Raw genomic sequence first — 20,706 nt, 5'->3', positions numbered from 1 at the left:
GGCGTGGTGAGGGTGGCCGTCGCGCGCCCGCGGCGAAGAGCAGGCGGGTGCGCGCCTCACGCCGGGTGCAACGGTGCTCCGGCCTCCGCGGCCGCAGCCTCGCGTCCGGCCGGCTCCACGAGCGGGAGCGTGAAGCAGAACCGGGCGCCCTGCCCGGCCTGGCTCTCCACCCAGATGCGGCCTCCGTGCGCGTCGACGATCCCCTTGGCGATGTAGAGCCCGAGCCCCGTGCCCTTCTTCCCGGGCGCATCGTCCTTCCAGAACCGCTCGAAGATGCGCGCGGCGTGCTCGGCGGGGATGCCGGGCCCCGTATCGGCGACGGCGAAGCGGGCCATCGTCCCCGCCCGGTCCACGGTCAGGGTCACGCGACCGCCCTGGGGCGTGAACTTCAGCGCGTTCCCGAGGAGGTTCGACAGCACCTGGAGCACGCGCTCCCGCTCGGCGTGGATCGCGAGGCCGGGGTCCTCCACGCGCTGCTCGAACCGGATCTGCCTCGACTCGGCGAGCGGCCCGATGACCTCCAGCGTCTCGCGCAAGAGGTCGTCCACCGCGCACGGCGCCGGCGTCACGGTGAACCTGCTGGCCTCGATCGTCGTCACGTCGAGCATGGTCCGGATGAGGCGCTCCATCCGCTGGGCGACGTGCTCGATCGACTCCGCGTGATGCCGTACCTTCTCGGAATCGCTCGTCTTTCGCAGCAGGGCGGCCTTCAGCGTGATGGCGCCGAGCGGGTTGCGCAGGTCGTGGGCCACGATGCCCATGAGCTCGTCGCGGCCCGCCACCGCCTTGCGCGCGGCCTCGCGCGCCGCCCGGACCTGGCCGTACGAGCCGCCGAGGAGCTTCGTGAAGTACCAGGCGACCGCGAGGCCGGCGAGCACCAGCGCGCCGAGCAGGGTGTACAGCCGCACCTCGAGCTCGACGCGGTCCGCTCTCGCCCTGGCGTAGTGCTGCGTGAGCGCGGCCTCCTTGTGCTCAACGATACGAGCGAGCGACGCGTCGAGCTCGCGGCGGAGCGGCAGCAGCTCCGCGTCGAGCCGGCGCACGAGCGGCCGCGCGTCCTCGGATCGCGATTGCCGCCGGGCCTCGAACAGCTCTTCACGGACCCGCATGAAGGTCCTGGCCCTCTGCTCGACCTCCCCGACGAGCTGGAGGGCCGTCGGGCTGAGCGTCTCGTCGCGGAGCGCGCGGACGTTCTCGTCGAAGCGCGCCATCGATTCCTCGGCGTGTTTCAGGAACTTCTCGTCTCCGGAGATCAGGTAGGCCCTGCCGTTGACCACGGCGAGCTCGCAGTTCCACCGGAGCCGCTCCACGAGCGTGATCTCGTGCTCCTCGGCGCGGAGCCAGGCGATCTGAGCGTCCGCCACGGACGAGAACCGTCGCATCGAGAACGCCATGCCGGCCGTCAGGAGCACGGTCAGGAGGGCGTAGCCCACCCTCGCCTTGGCCTCGAAGCGCGACCGCGTCGGCATGACCCTTCGCGGAGGCCCCCTCTCAAGAACCAGGCCGCGCAGCGCGAAGGGCAAGACGCCCCCCGGACCGATGGCGGGACGGTGTCTGGCGCGCCAGCGGCGGACGGGAGCGAAGCCGGCGCCGAGGACACCTCGTGACCTCCCGAGGCGCGGGCGCCTCGTTCGCTGCCCTCTGTGCTGGATCGACACAGCGGGCGCGATGAGCCTGCCCGCGATGGGGCGTCCGCTGCGCGCCCCGCGGACGGGGCGTCGGCGTCATCGCGCCGCGCGCGCCGCCCGCGCGGGCGGCCGCGTTCGGCGCACGAGCTCAGCCCACCTCGAACTGCCCGAGGGGGTGTGCCACGCCGTTGATCATCGCGTCGATGCGGTGGCGACCGGGATAGTGGCGACGGGTCGTCATCTCCTCGAAGGAGACCTTGCCCGCTATCTCGGCCCGACCCGAGGGCGGGAGGATGAGCTTCCGCAGCTTGAAGACCCTCGGCCGGGTCGCCCCGTTTGCCTTCACGAAGTGCACGGCGCAGTCGACGAGCAGCTCCTGGTCGCGCGGCGCCGTCGACGTCAGCTCGAACGAGAAGCGGAGCTCTCCGCCGAGCTTCACCGGTCGTGGCGCCAGAGACACCCTCGCGATCTCGACCCTCGGCTCCTCCCCGAAGCCGAGCGCGTCGAGCGCGCCGCGATCGCCCTTCTTGACGAGCGAGCGCAGCGCGTGGCCCACGATCCATCGCCGCCCCGGCGGCGCATCGTCGAGCCACCGCCGGCAGAGGCTCGCCGCGATCGTCGGGTGGTCCTTGCTGATGTCATTGATGTTGTTGGCGACGGAGCGCTGCACGTACCGTTCTGGATCGTCCTTGAGGAGCTCGAGCAAGTCGATGACCGGGCCTGGGTCCTGCTGGAAGGCGCGGAGCCGCGGGGCCCACGGCAGCCGTGGGCGCGTCCCCTCGGAGACCAGCCGCCGCACGTGGACGTTCGGGTCGGCGGCCCACGCGCGGAGCCTGCGGATCGTGGCGTCGGCGTGTCGCGTCAGGAACGCGCGGATGCTGAACTCCGCGGAGAACCGCTTCGTCAGCTCGTATTGAGCGGTCATCGCTTCCTCGAAGTGATCGAGCCCGCGCTTCGCGACGTAGAACACGTGCGGCATGTACAGCAGCGGTTCGAGGCCGAACACGTCGCTCCGGGCCAGCTCGGGCCCGAGGGAGGCGACGATCACCTGCGCCGCCCTCGGAAAGGGTTGCGGCAGGTGATGGTGCATGACGTCCGCGATGTGGGACGCGCGGCCCGTGAGCTCCAGGTCGGCGAGGCCAGCGAGGCAGTCGCGGGCGAAGCCTCGCTCGTCGAGGCGCGGATGCGCCGAGCGAAGAGCGCGGGCGATCGAGCGGACGCTCCCCTCGTCGAAGAGGTTCTTCAGCCTGTCAGCCATGGGCCCCCGCCGGCGAGGGCGCCCAGGTCTTCGTTGCGTTGGACATGGGCGTTGACTAGCGTGAGACCCTGACAAAATTTGTCATCATATGTCCCGCGCCCTGCGCGTCATGGAGCTCTCCGACCTGCTTCGCGCGCGGGGAGCGACGACGGTCGGCGAGCTGGCCGCCACGCTCGGGGTCAGCGCCCGTACGGTGCGCAGGGATCTCGCGACGCTGAGGGAGCGCGGCGTCCACATCGAGGGCGAGGCCGGCCCCGGCGGGGGGATCCGGCTCGATACGGACCGGGGCGTCACCGCCGTGCACCTCTCGGTGGCCGAGATCGTGACGCTCTGGCTCGCCGCGCGCCTCTCTCAGGCCGCGAGCGATCTGCCGTGGAGCAGCGCCGCGAGCTCTGCCCTGGCCAAGCTGCTCAGCAGCCTTCCTCCCGAGCGAGCGCGGGAGCTGCGCGCCCTGTGCCGGAGGGTCATCGTCGGCGAGCCCGCGAGCGGGCCCGTGCTCGCCGGAGCCGGCGCGCCCCCCGCGGAGCTGGTGAGGCTCTTCGAGGAGTCGTTCTCCTCCGGTGTCGGCCTCGGGTTCGACTACCGCGATCGCGAGGGGAAGCCGTCGAAGCGGCGCGTGGAACCGCACGGTCTCCTGGTCCAGAGTCCTGTCTGGTACGTGCTCGCCCTGGACACGGGGAAGAACGAGCCGCGCATGTTCAGGATGGATCGCATCTCGAGGCCACGCGTCCTGCGGGAGATCGGCTTTCGTCCGAACGCCGACGTCATCTGGGCGCTCTTGCCGAAGGAGTGCGCCTGGCGGCCCCTCCTCGGCGATCGTCCATGAACGCCGGAGGGAGGCGCACGTCGATGGGCTCGCGGGCGAGCCATCAGGGGCGCCATTGCGCGGCCCCTCCACGCGTGTGGCGTCTCATCCGGCCGCTCAGGCCCTGCTGCGCGAGCCCTCCGGCGCCCGGGAGCAGGGCGGCCCGGCCGGTCGTCGCGTCGAGGGGCGCGCGAGGTGATGGCAAGCCTACTTTCCCTGGTGTAAGGGTGCGCGTCATGGCCGACCGAGCCGCGAACCGGGTGCGGGAGCAGCGCACCGGCGAGGCGAACGTCGCCGACGTCCGCCGGGTCGGGCACGCCGGGCCGATCGTGCTCATCGCCCTGTGTCTCTTGCTCGCGGCGTGCCTCGTCTGGGGCGCCGGGTGCAAGGGCTCGGAGCCGGCGCGCGGCCACCAGGGCGAGGACAGGCTCATCGTGTTCGCGGCCGCCTCGCTCCGCGACGTGTTCACCGCGCTCGGCGAGGACTTCGAGCGCGCGCACGCAGGCGTGGAGGTCACGTTCAACTTCGCCGGCACGCAGGAGCTCCGCGCGCAGCTCGAGCACGGCGCCGCGGCCGACGTGTTCGCCTCGGCGGATCAGCGCCACATGGACGAGCTGGTGAGGGCCGGGCGCGCGGCGGGCCCCGTCGTCTTCGCCCGCAACGAGCCCGTGATCGTCGTCGCGCGCGAGAGCGCCGGGGCGATCCGTGGGCTCGCGGATCTCCCCGCGGCGTCCCGGGTCGTCCTCGGCGCGCCGGAGGTCCCGATCGGCCGCTACACGCTGGCGATCCTCGATCGCGCCGCCGCGTCCCTCGGCGCCGACTTCCGCGCGCGCGTGGAGGCCCGGGTCGTCTCGCGCGAGCTCAACGTGCGCCAGGTGCTCACGAAGGTGCGCCTCGGCGAGGCGCAGGCCGGCGTCGTCTACCGGACGGACGCGCAGGCGGCGCAGGACGGCGTGGCGATCGTGCCGATCCCGCCCGACCTCAACGTCGTCGCCGAGTACCCGATCGCGATCGTCGCCGGGGCCGCGCACCCCGGCCTCGCGCGCGCGTGGGTCGACTTCGTCCTGTCGGAGGCCGGGCAGCGCGCGCTGCGGGGCGCCGGGTTCGTGGCGCCTTCCGGCGGGGGCGGCCCGGGCCCGTGAGCGCGCGCCTCCGCGCGGAGCGGGTCGTGCTGGCCTCCGTCGGCGCGGTCCTCGTGGCGTTCCTGGCCGTCCCGGTGCTGGCGCTGTTCGCGACGGCCACGGCGGCGGACGTCGAGCACGGGCTCCGCCACCCGCTCGTGGGGCCCGCGCTGCGCCTCAGCCTGCTCACGACCCTGGCGAGCCTCGCCCTCGTCGTCGTCCTCGGGACGCCGCTCGCCTGGACGCTCGCGCGGGCGGGCGGCCGGCTCGCGCGGGCGGTCGAGACGGCGGTGCAGCTCCCGATCGTGATCCCGCCCGCCGTGGCGGGGGTCGCCCTGCTCCTCGCGTTCGGGCGGCGCGGGCTCCTGGCCGGGTGGCTCTACCCCGAGGGGTGGTCGGTGACGTTCACGACCGCCGCCGTCGTCATCGCCGAGGTGTTCGTCTCGGCGCCGTTCTTCGTGCAGGCGGCGGTCAGCGCGTTCCGGCGGATCGACGCGAAGCTGCTCGTCGTGGCGCGGACCTTCGGCGCGTCGCCGCTGCGGGTGTTCTTCCGCGTGGCGCTGCCGCTCGCGGCGCCGGGGCTCGTCGCGGGGGCCGCGATGAGCTGGGCCCGTTCCCTTGGCGAGTTCGGCGCGACGCTCATGTTCGCCGGCAACCTGCAGGGCACGACGCAGACGCTGCCGCTCGCCATCTACACGGCGCTCGAGTCCGACCTGCGCGCCGCGCAGGCGCTGTCGATGGTGCTCGTCGTCGTGGCGTTCGCGCTGCTGCTGTTCGTGCGGGCGGTGGCGCGCCGCTCCGCCGAGCCCCCCGGGGCGGCGCCGTGACGGCCGCGGCGAGCCTTCGCGCGCGCGTGGCCGCGCGCATCGGGCGTTTGCGCCTCGACGTGGAGCTCGAGACCGCGGGCGGAACGCTGGCGCTCGTGGGGCCCAACGGCTCCGGCAAGACGAGCCTCCTCTCGCTGCTCCTCGGCGTGCTCCCCGCGGAGCGAGGGCGGGTGGAGGTCGGCGGCGCGGTGCTCCTCGACACCGAGGCCGGGGTCGACGTGCCCGTCGAGGAGCGCGGGATCGGCTATGTGCCGCAGGATTACGCGCTGTTCCCGCACCTGAGCGTCCGCGAGAACGTCGCGTTCGCGGTGAGGAGCGCGGCCTCGCGGCGGAGCGTGGTGGGCCGCGCGGCCCGCGTGGCCAGCGCCGAGCGCGTCGACGCGATGCTGAACGAGCTCGGCATCGCGGCGCTGGCCCGCCGCCGGACGCAGGCGCTCTCCGGGGGCGAGCAGCAGCGCGTGGCGCTCGCGCGCGCGCTCTCCGTGAGCCCGCGCGCGCTGCTGCTCGACGAGCCGCTCGCCGCGCTCGACATCCATTCCCGCCGCGAGGTCCGGACGTTCCTCGCGGGCTACCTGCGGGCGCTCGCGCTGCCGACGATCGTCGTCACGCACGACGCCGCGGACGCGCGGCTGCTCGGGCACCGCGTCGCCGTGCTCGAGGCCGGGCGCGTGACGCAGACCGGGACGTGGGAGGAGCTCGCGGCCCGGCCGGCGTCGCGGTTCGTCGAGGAGCTCGTCGCGTCGGAGCGCGGCGGCGGGGAATAGCAGCAGGGGTGGTCACCGGCCGGCGAGGCGCGCCGCGAGCTGGCCCAGCGCCTCCGGCGTACCGCGGACCGTGGCGGAGATCTCCTCGCCGTACTCCTCCCGGACCACCTGGAGCCGGTCGCGCAGCTCGGCCAGCACGCCGCGGCGACCATGGGGGATCGAGACGGTCTGCTCGACGAGGTGCTGCGCGAAGAAGGCGTCGATCCGCGCCCGGAGCGCGTCGACGTCCCGGCGATCGAGGGCGCTCATCAGGAGCGCCCCCGGGAGCTCGCCGGCGAGCGCGTCGCGCTCCTCGCGCCCCAGGCGGTCTGCCTTGTTGAGCACGAGCAGCGCCTTCGTCTCCGCCGCGCCGATGTCCGCGAGGACCTGCTCGGTCACGCGGATCTGCGCGCGGAACGCCGGATCGGCGGCGTCGACGACGTGGAGCAGGAGCCACGCTTCGCGGGCCTCGGAGAGCGTGGCGTGGAACGAGGCGACGAGCGCATGGGGCAATCGGTGGATGAAGCCCACCGTATCGGCGACGAGCACGGCCGGCGTCGCCGGCGGCGCCAGCGGGCGCACCGTCGTCCCGAGCGTCGCGAAGAGCCTGTCCTCGACGAGGACCTCGCTGCCCGTGAGCTGGCGCATGATCGACGATTTCCCCGCGTTCGTGTAGCCGACGAGCGCCACCCGGAAGCTGTCGGCGCGGGCGAGGCGGCGCTGCGCGGCGTTCGCCTCGAGCTGCTCGAGCTCCCTGCGCGCCGCCGCCATCCGGTTCCTCGTGCGCTGCTTCGCGAGCTCGACGTTCGTGTGGCCGCGGGAGGCGCGGCCGCCGCCGCCCTCGCGGTCGCCGAGCGCGTGGTCGTCGCGGATCCGCGGGAGCTCGTACTCGAGTCGGGCGAGCTCCACCTCGAGCCTCGCCTCGCGGGTGCGGGCTCTCGACGCGAACACGCGCAGGATGACGGCGGTCCGATCGAGGATCTCGACGCCGAGCGCCGCCTGCAGGTTCCGCATCTGGCCGGGGCTGAGCTCGTCGTCGGCGACCACGACGAGCTGCTCCGCCCGAGGGGGCGCGGCGCGGTCGGCCCGGCGCGCGTCAGGTCCTCTCGGGATCTCGCCCGTGCCCCCGGTGAGGGCCGCGAGCTCCCGGAGCTTCCCCTCGCCGAGGTACGCGGGGGACGAGCGGACGCTCCTCTTCTGGACGACCTCCGCGACGACGGCGATATCGAGGCCGAGCAAGAGCTGCTTGAGCTCCGAGATCGACCGATGGACCTCGGCCTCCGCGGCCTCGGGGGGCTGAACGGCGATGACGATCGCCTTGCAGACAGGGGGATTGCGACGCTCGCTGTCCGAGCGCTTCGGTGCAGGCATGACACGACCTCCGGCGAACACGTCCGAGGAGGTCGTCGAGCGCTGAGCAGGAGCAGATCGCGCCGAGGGCTACCCGGTGGCGTCCCCCCGCGTCCGCGCGCGCATCACGCCCCCGACCTCCGACAAGGGTTCAGGGACGGCTCGACAGCGCGACAGACCGGCGCGCCGGCGCGGGATGCGCGGGGCGCGACGGGAACGCGCTGTCCTGCTCAGCGAGGCCGGAAGAAGGCGAAGGCGGCAGCCATGGGTCGAGCCTATCCTGGTCCGTGGCGGCTGGCAACCAGCGAGCGAGGTCACCTCACCAGCTGGGGAGCCCCATGTCGAGAGGACTGATCACAACCACGTAGTGCGAAGGACGATGTGCCTCGGGCGGCGAGCACACCGAGATGCGGGACGCATCGGGACCAGAAGTTGACGGCCGGTCGGGTCCAATTAGCGCGGTCCGCTCCGAGGCCCTCGTCAGTCCGTCTCTCCTGCTCGCTCCAGCACCGCACGCCAGGCAGGCGCGGCCAGACGAAACCCGAACGTTTGCAGGCGCTCCAGTTCGGGACCGACCCTGTCGAGGAGCCCGCGCTCCTTTGCGACAAGGAGCACGCCAACCGTTCCGGTGAGATGCAAGCCGAGGGAGGCAGCGACTTTTCGGGCATGGCCATCGTCCAGCAGGACCAGCGATCCGGGGAGCGACCGTGAGAGCGCGATGCCCTCCGTTTCCCCTGCGCCAAGACCGTCGATCCCCTGGAGCGCATGAGCAGGGGGCGATCGCAGCTCGATCCAATCCAGGGTGGTCACGTCGGGCAGGTCCCTGCCCAGGCGAAGCCCCACATTCAGCTCTGCAACGACGGCGGGTGGAACGAGCACGTGCCGGTAGAGTTGATGCAAAATGTCGAGATGCCCGAGTCGGTGGAGGTAGCTCAGCGGACCCGTGTCACTGATCACCGCGACCGGATGCGTCATCTTGCCGCCGCCCTGGCAGCATCGACATCGGCCGGGTCGAACGCGGCGGTCGAGATGCCGACCTCTGCCAGCCGGGCGGCGAACTGAAACCGCTCCACACACGCGATCTCGGCGGCCTTGGCCAGCGACACGCGACCTTCCTCGTAGAGCCGGACCGCGGCGGCGAAGGCGATCTCGGACGCCAGCCGTTCCGCCGGCACCTGAAGCGCTCCGCAGAGGTCGTCGGGTACGGTCAGGGCGACGATGGTCATACCTCCTAGGTACCGCCGGAAGCACGCGCTGTCGAGGTTGGCTCGGACGCTACGGCCAGCTCCGCGGCGATGCGATCGTGGGCGAACGCAGCAGCTCCGTCCGCCGCTCCTCGGCTCGCCCTGGCCGCTATCCTCGCTCTAGCCCGCGCGCGCGTAGCGGCCCGGAGGCTGCCCCACGTGTCGGCTGAACGCGGTGCTGAAGGTGCTCGCCGAGCCGTAGCCGACGCGCTCGGCGACCTCGGCGATCCCGAGATCGTGGCGGCGGAGCAGATCCCTCGCGACGGCCATGCGCCAGGCGAGCAGGTATTCCATCGGCGGCAGGCCCACGGTGCGGGTGAAGCGCTCGAAGAACGCCGAGCGCGAGAGGCCCGCGGTCTTCGCGAGCTCGGGCACCGTCCACGAGCGCGCGAGCTGACCGTGCATCTGTCGTATCGCCGGCGCGAGCCGCGCATCGGCCAGCCCGCGCAGGAGCCCCGGAGGCGCGTCGTCCCCCGGAGCGAGCCGCAGCGCCTCGATGAGCAGCACCTCCACGAGCCGCGTGAGCACGAGATCGCGACCCGCCCTCTTCTCGTTCGACTCCTCGCCGACGAGCCCCACGAGCACCGAGAGCCGCTCGACGCCGCGCACGTGAACGAGCGCCGGCAGCAGCGACACGAGCAGGGCCGCGTCAGGCGAATCGAAGACGAAATAGCCGCCGAGCAGCCGCGCGTCGGGGCGCCCACCGCGCGTGCCGTGGCGGACTTCATCCGTCGGCGCGGACGTCGCCTTCGGATCGACGCGCGCTGGCCTCACCGGCTCGAAGCCCGACAGGGTGAAGCCCGGCGTCGCCGGCAGGAGCACGAAGTCGCCCGCCTCGAGCGTCACGGCGCGCTCGCCGTCGACGGCGAGGCGACAGCTGCCCTCCAGCACGGCGCAGAAGCTCGGCTGGCCGAAGTCCGAGTAGCGAACCCCCCAGCGGCCGGCGCCGCTGATGCGCTTCGAGAACACGGCGCGCGGCTGGAGCAGCGCGATGACCTCCGAGAGCGGGTCGCTCATGCCTGGACTCTAGCAAACAAAATGTGGACTACCAATGATAGATAGTCCAGCACACCACCGCTATGTTCCCCCCATGAACGCCGCGCTCACCGCGGCGATGAACTGCCGCTGACGGCAAGTTCCCATGGAGGAATGCGATGAAGACCGTGCTCATCACTGGTTGCTCTTCCGGCTATGGCCTCGAGACGGCGCGCCACTTCCACGCGCAGGGCTGGAACGTGGTGGCCACCATGCGAACGCCGCGCGAGGACGTGCTGCCTCGGTCGGACCGGCTGCGCGTCGTCGCGCTCGACGTGACGAGGCCGGAGAGCATCGCGGCCGCGCTGGAAGCGAGCGGTCCTGTCGACGTCCTCGTGAACAACGCCGGCATCGGGCTCCTGGGCGCCTTCGAGGCCACGCCGATGACCACGGTGCGCGAGGTGTTCGAGACCAACACCTTCGGCGTGATGGCCATGACGCAGGCCGTGCTGCCCCGGTTCCGCGCGCGGCGATCGGGCGTGGTGGTGAACGTGACCTCGAGCGCGACGCTCGCGCCGATGCCGCTCGTCGCCGTGTACACCGCGAGCAAGACGGCCATCGAGGGGTTCACCGCGTCGCTCGCGTTCGAGCTCGCGGACTTCGACGTGCGGGTGAAGCTCGTCGAGCCGGGCTACGGCCCGACGACGCGCTTCACGAGCAACGGGGGCTCCCGCATGGCGGGGCTGATCCCCGAGGCGTACGCGCCCTACGCGCAGCGCATCTTCGCCGCCTTCGAGCGGCCAGCGCTCGTGACCCGCGAGTCCGACGTGGCCGAGGCGGTGTGGCGCGCCGCGAACGACGCCTCGGGGCAGCTCCGCTTCCCGGCCGGCCCCGACGCGGTGGCGCTGGCTCGGGCGAGCTGAGCCCGGGCCCCCTCCGCTCGTCGAGGCAGCCGCTGGTCCCCTGTCAGCCCGCGCGCGCCGGCTGCCGGACCGAGTATTCGGTGCCCGAGCGGAAGGGCACCGTCATCGACGCGAAGCCGTGGCGCGGATCGCGCACGTAGGCGACGTAGTCGCGGTAATCGGCCCTGAAGACGCCGACGTTGTCGGTCACCACCACGGCGCCGGGACGCAGGGCCGGGGCGACGAGCTTCAGCACGTCGAGGGCCCGCAGGGGCATCCCGTCGTTGAGCATGAAATCCACCTCGCCGAGGTCGGCCCGCAGCGTCTCCGTCGCGTCCCCCACGCGGATCTCGGCGAAGGCCGCGAGCCCCGCCTCCTCCAGGTTCGCCTGCGCGCGCCGCGCCTTCTCCGGCACGAGCTCGGTGCCGATGACGCGGCCGCCGCCGTTGTCGCGCACCGCCGCCGCCAGCCACAGCGTGGAGACGCCAAAGGACGTGCCGAACTCGACGATCGTCCTGGCGCCGAGCGCCCGCGCCGTCAGGTAGCAGAAGGCGCCCTGGTCGCGCCCTATCGCGATGTACTTGTCGGCAAAGTCGAGCTCCGACCCCGGGGCATCGACGCGGCGGCCGAGGAGCATCCGCGGCAGTTGCGGCAGGAAGTGGAGGAGGACGCCCGGCACCTGCCTGTCGGCCTCGTCGTGGAGGCGCCGCAGCACGGCGCGCACCCGCCCATCGGGCAGGACGGCGAAGGGATCGGACTTCATTGTCGGCCTCCGGTCGAGGACACACACGCTCGAAGCATTCGCTCACCCTCCTCACAGGCATTGCCCCCTGCGCTGAACACCGGGGAAGCGGTGGAACGCTGGGGCCACGGAGGAGAACCTAGCGACGAGCGCCGCTGTCCGCATTGCGCAATCAGGACAAATTGTTTATCAAAACGGCCATGGCGGCGACGCGGCGGAGCTCGAGCGGGACACGGGTTGCGCATGCGATGGGCTGGACGATTCGCGGAGACGCCCAGGTGACGAGCGAGCCTCGTGGCGCGGTGGCGTCGTTCGAGTCGCTCGCGCGCCGCTTCGTGCTCGATGCGCCTGGGCGCTGGAAGACGGCTGTCGCGCGGCCGGCGAACGCGATCGGGCTCAGCATGGCGAGCGGCGAGATCGAGAGCGAGCCTCACGCGCACCGCGAATCGCAGCTCGTCTACATGGTGCGCGGCGAGATGATCTGTGAGGCGTCGAGCGCCCTCTGGATCGTGCCGCCGCAATCGGCGCTGTGGATCCCCGGTTCGGTGACGCATCGGCTGCGCGCGCGCGCGCCGCTCGAGGGCTACGGCGTCTTCCTCGATCCCGGCGCGGCGCCGAACCTCCCGCAGGATTGCTGCGCTGTGTCGGTGACGCCGCTCTTCCGCGAGCTCTTGCTGCGCCTGGCGACGCGCCCCGCGCACTACGATCTCGAAGGACCGGACGCGCGCCTCGTGAGCGTGCTCCTCGACGAGCTCGCGGCGGTCTCGATCGAGAACCACCGCCTGCCGATGCCGACCGATCCGCGGCTCCGTCGCCTGGCGGACGCGATGACCGCCGATCCGGCGATCGGCGTGACGGCGAGGACGTGGGCGAAGCGAGTCGGCGTCAGCGAGCGCACCTTGAACCGTCTCCTCGTCGAGGAGACGGGCTTGAGCTTCGGCCGCTGGCGCCAGCGGCTCCACATCGTCCTCGCCATCCAGAAGCTCTCCCGCGGCGCGACGGTGCAGAGCGTGGCGCTGGATCTCGGCTACGAGAGCGCGAGCAGCTTCGTGACCATGTTTCGCAAGGCGCTCGGGACGTCGCCCGCGCGCTACATGGCGGGCCGCCTGGCCGCGCTTGCTTGACGGCGGCGGGCCCGGTACGCATTCACCGAGGGCCCTGGAGCGGTCCCTCTCTTGCGAAGGCCCCTCCCGCGCGAACGTAGCAGTGCTCCCGTGCCCCCGAAGGAGACGACCATGCCGAGCAACACCGAGATGAGACACCTGCGCCGCTGCGTCGAGCTCGCGGCGCTGGCGCTGGAGACCGGCAACGAGCCGTTCGGCTCCGTGCTCGTCGCGGCGGACGGGACGGTCCTCGCCGAGGATCACAACCGCGTGGGCGGCGGCGATCCGACCTGCCATCCGGAATTCGCGCTGGCGCGCTGGGCGGCCGCGAACCTCGCCCCCGACGAGCGGGCCGCGGCGACGGTCTTCACCTCGACCGAGCACTGTCCCATGTGCGCCGCGGCCCATGGCTGGGTCCGGCTCGGCCGCATCGTGTACGCGAGCTCCTCGGCACAGCTGGCCGGCTGGCTCGCCGAGCTGGGCCTTCCGCCGCCTCCGGTGCGGTGCCTGCCGATCCGCGAGATCGTCCCGGGCCTGCCCGTGGAAGGCCCCATCCAGAGCCTCGAGGAGGAGGTCCGCGCGCTGTTTCGACGCTTCCATTCCGCGCGCTGAAGCGGGTGGCCGTACCGGCGGGAGGACGCCCCTGGAAGGGGTCTTTGGTCCTTCTCAGCGCTCGCTGCGCTCTCGCGTGGCGCCCCTCGGGGAGCGCGCGCGGTCCGCGGCGCGCTGCAGGAGCGGGCTCACCTCTCGCGCGCTCTCGATCAGCGCTCGCACGACGGGCGCGCCGCCGTCCTCCGCGCGCCATGCGACGACCTCGCTCAGATCGATGTGGAGATCTTCGACGGGCCGCCACAGCAACGAGGTCTGCGAGGCCATCTCCCAGAACTTCTCCGAGAGGAAGGTGACCGCGTCGCCGATCACGCAGAGCGCCATGAGCGCCTCCAGGTCGAGCACCTCCGCCGTCACGTGCAGCGTCACGCCCTGCGCGCGCGCCGCCGTGATGATGTCCGCGTGGAGCCTCGGATAGAGCTGACGCGGCTGGAGCAGCACGCGCTCGCTCTCGAGGTCTCGGAGCCGGATCTTCTTGCGCCGCGCGAGCCGGTGCTCGGCGGAGAGGAGCAGCCCGAGTCGATCGCGGGTCATCTCGAGGTGGCCGAGTGCGTCGTCATCGGGCGCGTAGGCCCCATAGCCGAAGGCGATTGTCCCCTGCCGCAGCGCCGTCCACTGCTCCAGGCTGCTCATGGGGACGAGCTGCAGGCCGACGCGGGGCGTTCGCCGACGAAACGCCGCGACGAGGGGCAGGAACGAGCCCATGAAGGTCGTGCCCGTCTCGAAGCCGATGACCGCGGTTCCGAGCCTGCCTTCCGCGATCCCCCTGGCTTCGTCGACGGCCGCGTCGACGCTCGCGAGGATGCTCCTGGCCCTCTCCGCGAAGGCCTTCCCGGCGGCCGTCAGCTTGATCCCGCGCCCCTCGGGCGCGAAGAGCTCGACGTCCATCTCCTCCTCGAGGTCCTTCATCTGCCGGCTCAATGGAGACTGCGAGACGTGGAGCCTGGTGGCGGCCCGGCGGAAGCTCTGCTCCTCGGCGATCGTGACGAAGTAGCGGAGGTGTCGGAGTTCCATGGTCTCAACCGTTGCCCTGGAGGCATCAACTCCGTGCGATCCATGCCTTGGACGGCTCGGTCCGCGAAACCTGCGCGCGACCGACTTTCATTTCTACTCGCTGAGCCAGGTACGGATGAGCCGCTGGTCACGCGGGCGGATCGTGCTGGTCGGCGACGCTGGCTACGCCGTCTCTCTGGGCACGGGGCAGGCCACCTCGGTCGCGATGGTCGGCGCTTACGTTCTGGCCAGTGAGCTCGCCCTGCACAAGGAGGATCTGGTCGGCGGCATCGCCGCGTACGAGGACGTCCTGCGCGCCAATGTGACGCGCAATCAGGACATCGCGCTGGAGCAAAGCGCGCAGGCTGACGAACGGACGGGCGAGGGGCAGCCCGCCCCCGTCGGCAGCATCCCGGACTTCGGGGCGCTGACGCTGCCGTTCGATCTCAAAAGGTACGATGGCGGCGCTGGCGGTGCCCCTCCGTAGCGGCGGGGGCCGGGGGCTTGCGATCCTCCTGGACGTCACAAGGAAAGAATGGAGAGCCCCCGCACGGCGCTCTCGGAGGAGAACATGAGCAAGACCGAACACCTACAGCGTGATCTCGAAGGCAGGGTCGCGATCGTCACCGGCGCGGCGAGCGGCATCGGTCGGGCCACGGCGCTCTTGCTGGAGGCGCGCGGCGCCGCGGTCGTGGCCGAGGACATCAACCCGGCGGTCAACGAGCTGGACCGGGGCGGCGGCCGCATCGCGCCGTTCGTCGGGGATGTCGCCAAGGAAGACACGGCCCGGCGCGCTGTCGCGCTCGCTGTCGAGCGCTTCGGGAGGCTCGACATCCTCGTCAACAATGCAGCGCGCATCATCAACAAGCTCGTTGTCGACATGACGCTGGACGAATGGAATTCGATCCTGAACGTGAACATCACCGGGGTGTTCCTGCACTCGCGCGAGGCGCTTCGGGCGATGATCCCGAACAGGCGCGGGGCGATCGTCAACATCGGCTCTTACGCCTGCTTCTTCGGGTTCCCGCAGATCGCGGCCTATGCGGCGTCGAAGGGCGCGCTGGCGCAGCTGACGCGGGTCCTGGCGCTGGAGGCCATCGACCATGGCGTCCGCGTCAACGCCGTCGGGTCGGGCGACGTCGTGACGAACCTGCTCAACGACATCCGGCCCGACGGCCGCGAGTTCTTGCGCGATCACGGCAGGGGCGCCCCCATCCGTCGCGCGGCCGCGCCCGAGGAGATCGCCGAGGTCGTCGCGTTCCTTGCGTCCGACAAGGCGAGCTTCATGGTCGGCTCCATCGTGATGGCCGACGGCGGATACTCCGTCGCCATCCAGCCGGGGGATTGAGCGCCGGCGCCCCGGCTGGCCAGCGAGCGCGCGCGCTGCCCGGCGTGGCGTCGTCGCGCGGCGCCCTCGGGCCGCCCGGGCAACTCGGGCCGCCCGGGCAACTCGGGCCGCCCGGACGCGCCCATCAAGCGTCCGCGCCACGACGGCCCGGTCGCGCCGCGCACGAGGCGGGCGTCACCCCACGTGGCGCGCGAGGTTCTCCAGCGACGCTCGAAGGCCGGCGTCGTGGTCGGCCTGGCTGATGCCGGGCGGGACGTTCTCCGCGGTGGTGGTGATGCGGGTCCCTGCGGGCAGCGGTTCGAACGACCAGGTCATCACCATCTCGCCCGCGAACGAGGCGTCCGACGACTCGAACACGACCGACTGGACGATGCGCTTGCCCGGCTCCAGCGCGAGGAAGCGCCCGGTGCTCACGTCAGTCCGCCCGGTGGTCTTGCCGCCGCCGACGGGCGCTGCCTCCTCGTAGGTCAGCTCGATGCGGTAGCGACCGCCCTCGCGGAAGTCGTAGTCGAGGACGCGACCGGTCATGCCGTCAGGCGGGAGCCACGCCATGAGCGCGTCGGGGTCGGCGAAGGCACGGTAGACCGCGTCGGGCTGAGCAGCGACGACGAGCGACGCGGTATCGGTCCGGCCCCTGGCGCCTGGGTCTCGCACCGGCACAAGCTACCATGCCGCCGGTCCTCTGGGCGCAGCGAAGGAGCTGGGCAGAGCGAAGGAGCGGCTGGCAGGGCCCCCCCGCCGAGCTGGCACCGCATCGGGTCGGCACCGCGTCGGGCCGGCACCGCATCGGGTCGAGGGGGGCGCATCGGGTCGAAGGGGGCGCATCGGGTCGGTGGGGGCCTCGGCCCGGCCTGATTCTGTGACGGCCGCGGGAGACGCCCCGTAACTCTGAGTATGAGCCCTTCTCATCCTCCGGCCGCCCCGGTCCAGCACGGCGCCTGGACATCCATGTATGCAACCGCCGTTCATGTCCTCCCTGGCATGCTCCGGTACCTCGGCGTCGCCGAGGAGGACCTCGCCGACCTGTGCCAGGAGGTCTTGCTGGGCGCCTACCGCAGCTTCCCCCGGTACGACCCTACGCGCCCTGGCAGCGCGCGCGCCACGGCCCTGCTGGGCTCGCCAGACCCCCTGGAATTCGCCGCGGCGCCTGGGCAGGCCCCCGTCGGCGCGGACAGCGCGCCGAGCGACGCACCTCGGCGCCTGCGCGGCACCTTCGCGGGCATGCCCGATCCACCTCGACCGGAGCGCCTCGGCGCGCACTGGCGGGCGGAGGCCTCGTGGCTCTTCGGGATCGCCTGGCGGCAGGTCCGCCATCACCTCGAGCGCGCCTACCGGCGCCGCGAGGTGCCGGTAGGGCTCGCCGACGCCGCCTGCTTCCAGGGGACCGACGTCGCCCCGAGCAGCGAGCATCGCATCGCCGCGAAGGAGCGGCTCGCGCTCGCGATCCGCCTCCTGTCCGAGGTCGCGCCCGAGCGCCGCGCCATCCTCGTCCTGGCCGACGCGTACGACGTCCCGGTGCGCGACATCGCGCGCGCCCTGGAGATCAACGAGAACACCGCCGCGAGCCGGCTGCGCCTCGCGCGCCGGGACTACCGCGCCGCCGAGAAGCGGCTGCGCCCCGAGGAGCGGCGGGCGCTCCGGTCCAGCGTCCTCGTGCTCCCGCTGTTCTCCGCGACCTCGTTGCGCGCGGTCTCCGAGACGATCCTGCCCGCGAGCGGCGCGGCCGCGCCAGGGTCGGCCGCGCCGGGCTCGGCCGCGCCGAGCTCGGACGCGCCGAGCTCCCGAGCGCGCCTCGAGAGGGCACGGTGGCGAGCGCGCCTCGCGCGCATCGCGCGCCCGTTCGCCCGGGCCGGCCGTCCGGCGCTCGGGTGGGGCCCCGGGTGGGGAGCGGCAGGCGTCGCCGGCGGCGTGCTCCTGGCCACGGCGCTCGCTCCAGCGCCCGTGACCTGGGCTCGCCACCTCGGGGCGGTCGCGATCCCCCTCCTCGTCGCGCGGAGCGTACACCCGGCCCCGACGCCGGAGTCGCGACCCCGGGGCGTTCTCGGTGAGGCGCCGCGCTCCGGCGACGCCGCGCCCTCCGGCGACGCCGCGCCCTCCGGCGACGCCGCGCCCTCCGGCGACGCCGCGCCCTCCGGCGACGCCGCGCTCTTCGGCGATGCCCGGGGCCTTCGAGCGTCCGCGGCGCGGACGAACGATGGGCCAGGCCAGCGCGAGCCCGCCGCCTCGGGGCGCGCCCCGGCGTCCCCAGACGAAGGCCAGGATCGGCTCGACGAGGAGCTCGCGCTGCTCGATGCGGCCAAGGAGGCGCTGTTGCACGGCGAGCGCGGCGCCGCCCTCGGGCACGTCGATGCGCACGCGCGGCGGTTTCCACGGAGCCGGCTGACGTTGCTGCGCGAGCGGCTCCGGTCGAGGGCGGAGGCGCTGCCGGCGACGGCGACCCGCGGCGCGGCGGGGCACGAGCAGCGATGAGCGCAGGGCCGTCGCTTCACGCGCGCGTCGCGTCGCCCCGCCCGCGGTGGGGGAAGCAGCCGCGGCGCGCAGCGTTCGCCTCGATGGTCGCGGCCCTTGCTGCGCAGCTCGCGGCCGCGCCGGCCCGGGCCGATCCGGGACCGCGCCGGGCCCGCGTGCGGCTCGAGCTCACGCGCGGCCCGGGCACCGAGCGCTGCCCCGACGCGCAGTTCCTGCGCGCGGCGACCGCCCGGCGCATGGGCTTCGACCCCTTCGACGCGGCGGCGCCGCTCACGATGGCGGTGTCGATAGAACAAGGGCAGGGCGAGCTCATCGCGTCGATCTACCTCCGCGATCGCCGTGGCCTTGTGCTCTGGGCCGACGGCTACAGGACCCGCGACGACTGCAAGGCGCTGGTCTCGACGGCGGCCCTGTCGATCGCCGTGCAGCTCGACGCCACGGCCGAGCTCCCGCCGCCGCAGGCAGCACCGGGCCCGCAGGAGGAACCCGCGACGGCGGCGGAGGCGCCGTGCTCCCCCGAGCGCCCGTGCGCGGGGCAGCCGGCGCCGCTGCCGGGCGAGGCGCCGGGCGGGCGCCCGCCGGGCGAGGCGCCGGGCGGGCGCCGATCGGGCGAGGCGCCGCGCGTGCGCCCGCCGGGCGGGCGCCGGTCGGGCGAGGCGCCGCGCGTGCGCCCTTCGGGCGAGGTGCCGCCCCCGAGCAGCGCGGGGCAAGGTGCGGCGGAGCGCTTCCGCTGGACCGTCGGCGCCGGCGCCGCCATGGCGCTGGGGCTGACGCCCGGCGTTGCGGTCGGACCGACGTTGGCGGTCACAGGACGCTGGCCGGCATGGTCGGTCGCGCTGGAGGCCCGCGGGCTCTCGTCGCTTTCGACCAGCGTGGAGGACGTGCGTGTGGCGACATCGGCGCTCACCGCGAGCGCGGCCTTGTGCCTTCACCGGCATGTTCTCTTCGCGTGCGGGGTCGGAGAGCTCGGCATGCTCCGTGCGGTGCCCGAGGTTCCATTGAACCCGGCATCGCTGCTGGGTCTTCACGCCGGAATCGGCGCGCGAGCGGGCGTCACGTGGCCGTTTTCAGCGAGCCTCTCCGGGTACGGAACCACCGAGGCGGTTCAGCGCCTCGTCGACTGGTCACTCCTCCGCCATCGCGGCATCACCGAATCGGAAGACCAGGTCTGGAGCGCTCGTGCGATCGGTGTGGCGTTCGGGATCGGTCTACAACTGAACCTGTGAGGGGATCCGGCAGCAAGGACATCTGCCTCCCCAAGGCAAAAAAACAATGAGAAATCTTTCGCAACCCACGGAATGCCCAAGGCTTACGGCGCTCGCCGGGAGACGCCCGTCTTGCGCTGAAGTTCATCGTTCGAGTAGGGTTCTACGCATGCGCGTGTCATGCGTTGCCCTTGCAGGAGCGATGGCGCTGTTGAGCGCTGGCTGCACCCAGGAACCGGGTATCATCTATGGCCCGTGTACGCCTGAAGAGATTGCCAACCATCGCCGCGGCTGCGAGCCGGACGCCGGCCAGGGCGGCGAGGGCGGCTCCGGCGGCGACGGCGGCCAGGGCGGCGACGGTGGCCAGGGCGGCGCCGGGGGCGAGGCGCACAGCGCGCTGTGCTCCGGCCAGTGCGTCTCCCCCGCCCCGCTCGGCTGGTCCGGCCCGGCGCTCCTCTGGTTCGGCCCGCCGGAGGCCACCCCCGACTGCCCCGCCGAGGCGCCGACGATCGGGTACGAGGGCTTCGCCGGCCTCGAGCAGGCGCCGATGACGTGCGCGACCTGCGCGTGCGACCCGCCCCAGGTCTCGTGCGCGCTCCCCACCGCGTGGGCCGCGTCGTCGTCGTCCTCGTGCCCCGGCGGCGAGCCCGACGCCGTCGCGACGTCGTTCGCCGCGCCCGACGCGTGGGACGGCGCCTGCACCGCGGAGAGCGCGATCCCCGCCGATCAGCGCTGCGACGGCGAGCCCTGCGTGCAGTCGCTGACGATCGCGGCGCCCTCGCTCGCGGCCGGCGCGTGTACGCCGCGCATCGACGTCCCGCAGCCCATCCCCCAGGAGTCGCCCCTGTGGGCGACGCGCGCGAAGGCCTGCGTCGCCGGGGCGCACACCGCGTGCGCCGACGCGACGACGTGCGCGCCGGCAGCGCCGCCGGGGTTCCTGACCTGCGTCTATCACGAGGGCGACGCCGGCTGTCCGGAGGGCTACGCCCAGCGGCATGTCTTCCACAAGGGCGTGCTCGACGGCCGCGATTGCACCCCCTGCAGCTGCGGCGAGCCGACCGGCGCCTCGTGCACGATCATGGCCTCCGTGTACCGCGACGCGGCGTGCACCGACCTTGTCGCGTCGACCCTCGTCAGCTCGAGTATCCCGTTCTGCGGGGTGACGCCGCCCGGCGTCGCCCTGGGGAGCAAGTCGGCCGCTGTCGTGGCGGTGGAGCCGGGCGCGTGCGCACCGCAAGGCGGCGCGCCCGTCGGCGAGCTCCACCCGGCCGAGCCGTCCACGTTCTGCTGCATCGCCTGAGCTCGCCGGAGCCGCGCCGCGCTCGGCCGGGTGGGCCTCGATGCTCACGCGCTCGACCAGCCCCGGACATCGGGTCTCACTCTA

At 72.9% G+C, this 20,706-nt stretch carries 21 protein-coding genes; 12 read left to right on the top strand and 9 right to left on the bottom strand.

Going from position 1 to position 20,706, the window contains the following annotated elements:
- Window positions 1-56: 56 nt before the first annotated feature.
- On the bottom strand, window positions 57-1,469 hold the full coding sequence (locus WMF24_RS06510) for a sensor histidine kinase (RefSeq protein WP_437735485.1): 1,413 nt from the start codon (window positions 1,467-1,469) through the stop codon (window positions 57-59).
- Window positions 1,470-1,776: 307 nt separating this feature from the next.
- Entirely contained in the window at window positions 1,777-2,886 is a 1,110-nt protein-coding gene (locus WMF24_RS06505; protein WP_437735484.1) for a DNA alkylation repair protein, read from the bottom strand.
- Window positions 2,887-2,974: 88 nt separating this feature from the next.
- Between WMF24_RS06505 and WMF24_RS06500 the strand changes: the two genes are divergently transcribed.
- From WMF24_RS06500 to WMF24_RS06485, 4 genes are all read left to right on the top strand, one after another.
- On the top strand, window positions 2,975-3,712 hold the full coding sequence (locus WMF24_RS06500; protein ID WP_437735483.1) for a helix-turn-helix transcriptional regulator: 738 nt from the start codon (window positions 2,975-2,977) through the stop codon (window positions 3,710-3,712).
- 215 nt (window positions 3,713-3,927) lie between these two features.
- Complete coding sequence (gene modA, locus WMF24_RS06495) at window positions 3,928-4,833, top strand: molybdate ABC transporter substrate-binding protein (RefSeq protein WP_437735482.1); 906 nt, start codon at window positions 3,928-3,930, stop codon at window positions 4,831-4,833.
- Window positions 4,830-5,639, top strand: coding sequence for an ABC transporter permease (locus tag WMF24_RS06490; RefSeq protein WP_437735481.1), 810 nt, complete (start codon window positions 4,830-4,832; stop codon window positions 5,637-5,639). Before modA ends, WMF24_RS06490 begins: the two co-directional genes overlap by 4 nt.
- 59 nt (window positions 5,640-5,698) lie before the next feature.
- Window positions 5,699-6,403: an ABC transporter ATP-binding protein gene (locus tag WMF24_RS06485; protein ID WP_437735480.1), complete on the top strand. Its 705-nt coding sequence runs from the start codon at window positions 5,699-5,701 to the stop codon at window positions 6,401-6,403.
- 12 nt (window positions 6,404-6,415) lie between these two features.
- Here WMF24_RS06485 and hflX read toward each other — a convergent pair whose 3' ends face one another.
- The 4 genes from hflX to WMF24_RS06465 all read right to left on the bottom strand — a co-directional run bounded on the left by hflX (window position 6,416) and on the right by WMF24_RS06465 (window position 9,993).
- Window positions 6,416-7,753, bottom strand: coding sequence for a GTPase HflX (gene hflX / locus WMF24_RS06480; RefSeq protein WP_437735479.1), 1,338 nt, complete (start codon window positions 7,751-7,753; stop codon window positions 6,416-6,418).
- Window positions 7,754-8,212: 459 nt separating this feature from the next.
- Window positions 8,213-8,707: a DUF3368 domain-containing protein gene (locus WMF24_RS06475; RefSeq protein WP_437735478.1), complete on the bottom strand. Its 495-nt coding sequence runs from the start codon at window positions 8,705-8,707 to the stop codon at window positions 8,213-8,215.
- The gene (locus tag WMF24_RS06470; protein WP_437735477.1) at window positions 8,704-8,958 is read right to left on the bottom strand and encodes a UPF0175 family protein; all 255 of its coding nucleotides are present in this window, start codon (window positions 8,956-8,958) and stop codon (window positions 8,704-8,706) included. Before WMF24_RS06470 ends, WMF24_RS06475 begins: the two co-directional genes overlap by 4 nt.
- A 138-nt stretch (window positions 8,959-9,096) precedes the next feature.
- Window positions 9,097-9,993 (bottom strand): AraC family transcriptional regulator, encoded by an 897-nt coding sequence (locus WMF24_RS06465; RefSeq protein WP_437735476.1) that lies wholly within the window; start codon window positions 9,991-9,993, stop codon window positions 9,097-9,099.
- A 137-nt stretch (window positions 9,994-10,130) separates the two neighbouring features.
- On the opposite strand from WMF24_RS06465, the gene WMF24_RS06460 reads away from it, so the two are divergent.
- Window positions 10,131-10,874 carry an SDR family oxidoreductase gene (locus WMF24_RS06460; protein WP_437735475.1) on the top strand — a complete coding sequence of 248 codons (744 nt, stop codon included), beginning with the start codon at window positions 10,131-10,133 and terminating at the stop codon, window positions 10,872-10,874.
- 43 nt (window positions 10,875-10,917) lie between these two features.
- Here the strand turns inward: WMF24_RS06460 and WMF24_RS06455 are convergent, their stop codons facing one another.
- Window positions 10,918-11,616, bottom strand: a complete 699-nt coding sequence (locus tag WMF24_RS06455) for an O-methyltransferase (protein ID WP_437735474.1) — start codon at window positions 11,614-11,616, stop codon at window positions 10,918-10,920.
- A gap of 257 nt (window positions 11,617-11,873) precedes the next feature.
- Between WMF24_RS06455 and WMF24_RS06450 the strand changes: the two genes are divergently transcribed.
- On the top strand, window positions 11,874-12,719 hold the full coding sequence (locus tag WMF24_RS06450) for an AraC family transcriptional regulator (protein ID WP_437735473.1): 846 nt from the start codon (window positions 11,874-11,876) through the stop codon (window positions 12,717-12,719).
- A 111-nt stretch (window positions 12,720-12,830) separates the two neighbouring features.
- On the top strand, window positions 12,831-13,310 hold the full coding sequence (locus WMF24_RS06445) for a nucleoside deaminase (RefSeq protein ID WP_437735472.1): 480 nt from the start codon (window positions 12,831-12,833) through the stop codon (window positions 13,308-13,310).
- 54 nt (window positions 13,311-13,364) lie between these two features.
- On the opposite strand, the gene WMF24_RS06440 is transcribed toward WMF24_RS06445, so the two are convergent.
- The gene (locus WMF24_RS06440) at window positions 13,365-14,321 is read right to left on the bottom strand and encodes a LysR family transcriptional regulator (RefSeq protein ID WP_437735471.1); all 957 of its coding nucleotides are present in this window, start codon (window positions 14,319-14,321) and stop codon (window positions 13,365-13,367) included.
- On the opposite strand from WMF24_RS06440, the gene WMF24_RS06435 reads away from it, so the two are divergent.
- Together WMF24_RS06435 and WMF24_RS06430 are read left to right on the top strand one after the other, a co-directional pair.
- Complete coding sequence (locus WMF24_RS06435) at window positions 14,320-14,787, top strand: hypothetical protein (protein WP_437735470.1); 468 nt, start codon at window positions 14,320-14,322, stop codon at window positions 14,785-14,787. The two genes, WMF24_RS06440 and WMF24_RS06435, sit on opposite strands and share 2 nt — an antisense overlap.
- An 84-nt stretch (window positions 14,788-14,871) precedes the next feature.
- Window positions 14,872-15,648 (top strand): SDR family NAD(P)-dependent oxidoreductase, encoded by a 777-nt coding sequence (locus WMF24_RS06430; RefSeq protein ID WP_437735469.1) that lies wholly within the window; start codon window positions 14,872-14,874, stop codon window positions 15,646-15,648.
- A gap of 174 nt (window positions 15,649-15,822) precedes the next feature.
- Here the strand turns inward: WMF24_RS06430 and WMF24_RS06425 are convergent, their stop codons facing one another.
- Window positions 15,823-16,302 (bottom strand): SRPBCC domain-containing protein, encoded by a 480-nt coding sequence (locus WMF24_RS06425; RefSeq protein ID WP_437735468.1) that lies wholly within the window; start codon window positions 16,300-16,302, stop codon window positions 15,823-15,825.
- A 240-nt stretch (window positions 16,303-16,542) separates the two neighbouring features.
- Here WMF24_RS06425 and WMF24_RS06420 point away from each other — a divergent pair, with 240 nt between their 5' ends.
- The 3 genes from WMF24_RS06420 (at window position 16,543) to WMF24_RS06410 (ending at window position 20,622) form a co-directional block, all read left to right on the top strand.
- Complete coding sequence (locus tag WMF24_RS06420) at window positions 16,543-18,117, top strand: sigma factor-like helix-turn-helix DNA-binding protein (protein WP_437735467.1); 1,575 nt, start codon at window positions 16,543-16,545, stop codon at window positions 18,115-18,117.
- Complete coding sequence (locus WMF24_RS06415; RefSeq protein WP_437735466.1) at window positions 18,114-19,343, top strand: hypothetical protein; 1,230 nt, start codon at window positions 18,114-18,116, stop codon at window positions 19,341-19,343. Before WMF24_RS06420 ends, WMF24_RS06415 begins: the two co-directional genes overlap by 4 nt.
- Before the next feature lie 181 nt (window positions 19,344-19,524).
- Window positions 19,525-20,622 carry a hypothetical protein gene (locus WMF24_RS06410; protein ID WP_437735465.1) on the top strand — a complete coding sequence of 366 codons (1,098 nt, stop codon included), beginning with the start codon at window positions 19,525-19,527 and terminating at the stop codon, window positions 20,620-20,622.
- Window positions 20,623-20,706: the final 84 nt, after the last annotated feature.

This window comes from Sorangium sp. So ce1335, assembly GCF_051521615.1.
In the GTDB taxonomy this organism is placed as follows: Bacteria; Myxococcota_A; Polyangia; order Polyangiales; family Polyangiaceae; genus Sorangium.
Note: the sequence above shows the minus strand (reverse complement) of the source record. Positions and strands in the feature narration are given on the sequence as shown.

Coding starts and splice junctions, on each gene's coding strand:
- WMF24_RS06510 (WP_437735485.1), bottom strand. CDS start 1,469: ATGCCGACGCGGTCGCGCTTCGAGGCCAAGGCGAGGGTGGGCTACGCC.
- WMF24_RS06505 (WP_437735484.1), bottom strand. CDS start 2,886: ATGGCTGACAGGCTGAAGAACCTCTTCGACGAGGGGAGCGTCCGCTCG.
- WMF24_RS06500 (WP_437735483.1), top strand. CDS start 2,975: ATGTCCCGCGCCCTGCGCGTCATGGAGCTCTCCGACCTGCTTCGCGCG.
- modA (WP_437735482.1), top strand. CDS start 3,928: ATGGCCGACCGAGCCGCGAACCGGGTGCGGGAGCAGCGCACCGGCGAG.
- hflX (WP_437735479.1), bottom strand. CDS start 7,753: ATGCCTGCACCGAAGCGCTCGGACAGCGAGCGTCGCAATCCCCCTGTC.
- WMF24_RS06475 (WP_437735478.1), bottom strand. CDS start 8,707: ATGACGCATCCGGTCGCGGTGATCAGTGACACGGGTCCGCTGAGCTAC.
- WMF24_RS06470 (WP_437735477.1), bottom strand. CDS start 8,958: ATGACCATCGTCGCCCTGACCGTACCCGACGACCTCTGCGGAGCGCTT.
- WMF24_RS06465 (WP_437735476.1), bottom strand. CDS start 9,993: ATGAGCGACCCGCTCTCGGAGGTCATCGCGCTGCTCCAGCCGCGCGCC.
- WMF24_RS06460 (WP_437735475.1), top strand. CDS start 10,131: ATGAAGACCGTGCTCATCACTGGTTGCTCTTCCGGCTATGGCCTCGAG.
- WMF24_RS06455 (WP_437735474.1), bottom strand. CDS start 11,616: ATGAAGTCCGATCCCTTCGCCGTCCTGCCCGATGGGCGGGTGCGCGCC.
- WMF24_RS06445 (WP_437735472.1), top strand. CDS start 12,831: ATGCCGAGCAACACCGAGATGAGACACCTGCGCCGCTGCGTCGAGCTC.
- WMF24_RS06435 (WP_437735470.1), top strand. CDS start 14,320: ATGGTCTCAACCGTTGCCCTGGAGGCATCAACTCCGTGCGATCCATGC.
- WMF24_RS06440 (WP_437735471.1), bottom strand. CDS start 14,321: ATGGAACTCCGACACCTCCGCTACTTCGTCACGATCGCCGAGGAGCAG.
- WMF24_RS06430 (WP_437735469.1), top strand. CDS start 14,872: ATGAGCAAGACCGAACACCTACAGCGTGATCTCGAAGGCAGGGTCGCG.
- WMF24_RS06420 (WP_437735467.1), top strand. CDS start 16,543: ATGAGCCCTTCTCATCCTCCGGCCGCCCCGGTCCAGCACGGCGCCTGG.
- WMF24_RS06415 (WP_437735466.1), top strand. CDS start 18,114: ATGAGCGCAGGGCCGTCGCTTCACGCGCGCGTCGCGTCGCCCCGCCCG.
- WMF24_RS06410 (WP_437735465.1), top strand. CDS start 19,525: ATGGCGCTGTTGAGCGCTGGCTGCACCCAGGAACCGGGTATCATCTAT.